The sequence below is a fragment of the Acinetobacter sp. P1(2025) genome (assembly GCF_051390655.1).
GTDB classification, from domain to species: Bacteria; Pseudomonadota; Gammaproteobacteria; order Pseudomonadales; family Moraxellaceae; genus Acinetobacter; species Acinetobacter junii.
In genome coordinates, this window is the sequence record NZ_JBPKBJ010000135.1 from 1 (window position 1) to 3,461 (window position 3,461).

Below are 3,461 nucleotides of genomic sequence, written 5' to 3' on the forward strand. Positions count from 1 at the left end.
TGGCAAAAGAACTTATTTAGACCAATCATCAAAGACTTCATTGATGACTTTATTCTCGATAAAAATCATCTGCTACCACAGAGAATCTATAAATGATAGTGCGTAAGTCCTATCTTTAGTCTTTAGTTGTTTAGATTCTAATGTTTGAACAGATTTCAATTCTTGTGACAATGGAATCTCAATTGTCAGTGTCTTTTGGGACTCAACATTTTGCTCAACAATTGCTGGCTCAATCTTTTCTATTTTACGCGTATTACTTATGTCACTCTGGATATTTCTATTTTGAGAGTTAGACAGTTTTACTGGCGTTTCGACTTTATTTTCAATAATTTTATTGGGTAAAGTCGATTCTTTCTCAATATTTCTAACCTGAGATTGAAGTTGTTGTGAGGTGTCCTTTTTAGGCACAATCATTGGGCGTCCATCTGGGCCAATGATTGTATAGAACCCATCTGCATACACATTTTGTCCAGACACTATGCCAATACCAATCATTAGCATAGCGTATTTAGACATTTGAATATTTTTCTTAAGCATTACCATCTAGTTCTATAATTAATACCAAGTAAAGTGACTTTGGTATTTGTTTTAATATCTAAACCTGCGTACGGATTCAGTAAGATATTATCTACACCCGTTTTGTTCGCAAAGCTACTTGTATTGGCTGGAATATCATCACGACTACGTAAGAAACCAATAGATAAATCTAAATCTGTATCTTGATCAAAGCGATAGCCTACACCAAGCCCAAACAATTGTGCATTGTTGATCGGAACCATTGTATTTCGCTTATCATCAGGAATTGAACTTGTCCGTGGTTCATAACCGATACGTAGCTTTAAACGATCCGTGGCAGAATATTCAAAACCAATACCCCAACTCCACGAAGATTGGAAATTTAAAGGTAATGCTAATGAACGATCAGTAACATCATTACTTAATAACTTCGCCACTTTCAATAAAGAAATTTGTCGATCAAATTCAAACTTAAATTTATCCCAAGCAGAAAAATCAGTCCAACCAATATCAAAATTCATTTGTAAATCTGGAAAGATTTTATATTTAATCCCTGCTTTAAAGTGCTGTGGGTATTTAAAATCCATCGCAACTAAACCAGACTCTACATTAGGAACAAATCCAGGCAATCCTAAAATTGCAGCAAGAATTTGTCCTGTAGCTGAAGAGTTTAGTCCAGCGATTAGCTCTTGAGAAGCGTTCGCATTATTTATAAGATACTTGCCTTTTAGACGCATTTTAGCTTCACTTTGGTACACCATACCAAAACTAAAATCATCCGTAGGTTCCCAGAGTAAACCTAGGTTGTAACTTGGGCTCAAAGACTGTTCTAAAGATACATCTAAAGCACCTAACTTATTAAAAGGGTTCATCCCTTCATTAGTATTACAAATACCAAATAAAAGAAGATCTGTAATGATATCACCATTATCTTTAAATGGTGCACAGACAACTTCATCAACCATTCGCAATACACCGATCATTTCGTTTGGAAAACGCAAATCGGTTTTCATTGCAATCGCTTGATAAGACATACCAAAAGAGGCACCTATCGCCAAGTGATCATTCACTTGATATCCGAATGAAGGAGAAAGATAGGTAATACGTTCTAAAGCAACTTGTTGTCCCATGAAATTACTTGGATTTCCATCCTCTGCACCAAATCCAGCAACTAGCGGTGCGTAAACTGCTGTTGCATAGGTAACTTTAGAACCAGGAGGTTTATAGGCTATACCCGCTGTCGGAGCTGCTAAAGGTGCATTAGGACCAAGATCAACAATTTTTTTAAGTACCGGAACATAAATACTGGCATATTCCACATCACCAGAAACAGTGCCTTTAAAATCTGTACAGATTCCTGTATCAACTTCAGGTCCATCATTACAAACTAAAGGATCATCTGAATAACCAAAAACGTTGTAACCTGCAGGTGCGGTAAAATCTCTTTTAATTGCAAAGTTCGCAAGAATACCTTGAACATCAGTTTGCAAACCATCGATTTTAGCAAGAGCAGCTGGGTTAAAATGAACGGCACTAATACCTGGTGGATCTGCGGTAACAGCATTTCCAAGTGATAAAGACCTAAGATCTACAGATAAGTCTTGACCCAATTGTGCATGAGTAAAATTCGAGAGTCCCGCGACTAGGATACCAATCGTTAAAGGACATAACTTAGGATATTTCACCATTGTGTCTCCTTAACGTAGTTTTTTACCAAAACCAATAATATCTAACGGGAATGAAAGTCCTAATGAAACATCTGGTGCATCTTCTGTTAAACCAATTCCAACAGTTCCATTGACGATTGTTTCTGGGGATACACGTACACCTAAAGCAAAAGAAAGAGTGGAACTACTTTGATCAGCTGATTTAAAACTTTCGCCTTCGCTAAAATAAAATTTAGCACCAGTATTAAAGCTTTGTTGATAAGACATCGTTAGAGATACATCGTAATTGAACGAGTAAGCAAAACCAAAAGCAAAACCACCACTTAAACCAGGGTCAAAACTTTCTAAGGTACGACTACCACGTAGTTGGTTTAGACCTGTCTCTTTGAGACCATAATTGGCTGAAACTGATGTAAATAAAACAACTGGATCAATATATTTACGTGTACTAGCACCAACTCCTACAGAGTAGTAGCCCTTACCTGTTGATAACTCATCAATTCCAATTTCATATGGGCTATCACCCGTTTTGGTCGATAAACTACCAAATAAAACTAAAGGTAGTCGCCCTTGTTTAAGCGGAAAAGGTTCCCAACGTGCACCAAATGATAAATCCCCTAGACCAGCTGCGGTTTCATCCTGTAATAAATCTTTTTTTGCTACAAATGGTAATGATGCAGACAATGTAACATTGTCAAGTAAGCCATATTGAACTGTAAATGTATTAGTTAGTGTATGGTTTGCATCTTCTTCAACACGAAGCCGAGCTAAAGTACTCGTACTATCATCTGTTGCTAAGTCAAGGCGACTATCGCGATAATAGGTATAGTCAATATCATAATAAGATGAGAATACACCTTTTTTGATTAAAGAATATTGACGCTCATTTGACGTAAATACTTCTTGTAAATTAGTTTCCTTTGTCGCATCCCCTTCTTGCGTCTGCAAAGCATTAGCAGCCTCACTTGCTCCATTTTCAGGTGTAGTAGATTTAACCTCTACTTCAGCTTGTGTGCTCTGTGTTGCTGATTCACTAATTTGAGTCTGTTCTACATTCGCAACTTCAGCTTGGTCTTCAGCATAAAGAGTAGTCGTGATAGCACTTAAACTTAAGGCTAATACACTCACATTCATCCATTGATTGTTCATTATAACATCCTACATCTATAGGACTTACGCATTGACAGATTCAAAAAAGTATTAAAATGCTTTATAAAGTATCTGTGATTAGACGAATTAAACATGCTTCTACAGCAACCTGTACTCTACCCATTTATA

Annotated in this window: 3 protein-coding genes; all 3 read right to left on the reverse strand. The window is 36.7% G+C overall.

Features of this window, described 5'->3' with window-relative positions; genetic code table 11:
- Positions 1-72: 72 nt before the first annotated feature.
- From ACSC97_RS17885 to filC, 3 genes are read right to left on the reverse strand one after another with little or no spacing between them, the layout of a single operon-like run.
- Positions 73-537 carry a hypothetical protein gene (locus ACSC97_RS17885; protein ID WP_436662285.1) on the reverse strand — a complete coding sequence of 155 codons (465 nt, stop codon included), beginning with the start codon at positions 535-537 and terminating at the stop codon, positions 73-75.
- A complete protein-coding gene (filD, locus tag ACSC97_RS17890) occupies positions 537-2,201 on the reverse strand; it encodes a putative pilus system OmpP1/FadL family transporter FilD (RefSeq protein WP_436662289.1) in 1,665 nt (554 codons plus the stop codon). The genes ACSC97_RS17885 and filD overlap by 1 nt, the downstream gene beginning before the upstream one ends.
- A gap of 12 nt (positions 2,202-2,213) precedes the next feature.
- The gene (filC, locus tag ACSC97_RS17895; protein ID WP_436662287.1) at positions 2,214-3,332 is read right to left on the reverse strand and encodes a putative pilus system protein FilC; all 1,119 of its coding nucleotides are present in this window, start codon (positions 3,330-3,332) and stop codon (positions 2,214-2,216) included.
- Positions 3,333-3,461: the final 129 nt, after the last annotated feature.

Bases quoted from the DNA above. Each gene is read 5' to 3' on its own strand.
- filC (WP_436662287.1), bottom strand. From the start codon at position 3,332: ATGAACAATCAATGGATGAATGTGAGTGTATTAGCCTTAAGTTTAAGT.
- ACSC97_RS17885 (WP_436662285.1), bottom strand. From the start codon at position 537: ATGCTTAAGAAAAATATTCAAATGTCTAAATACGCTATGCTAATGATT.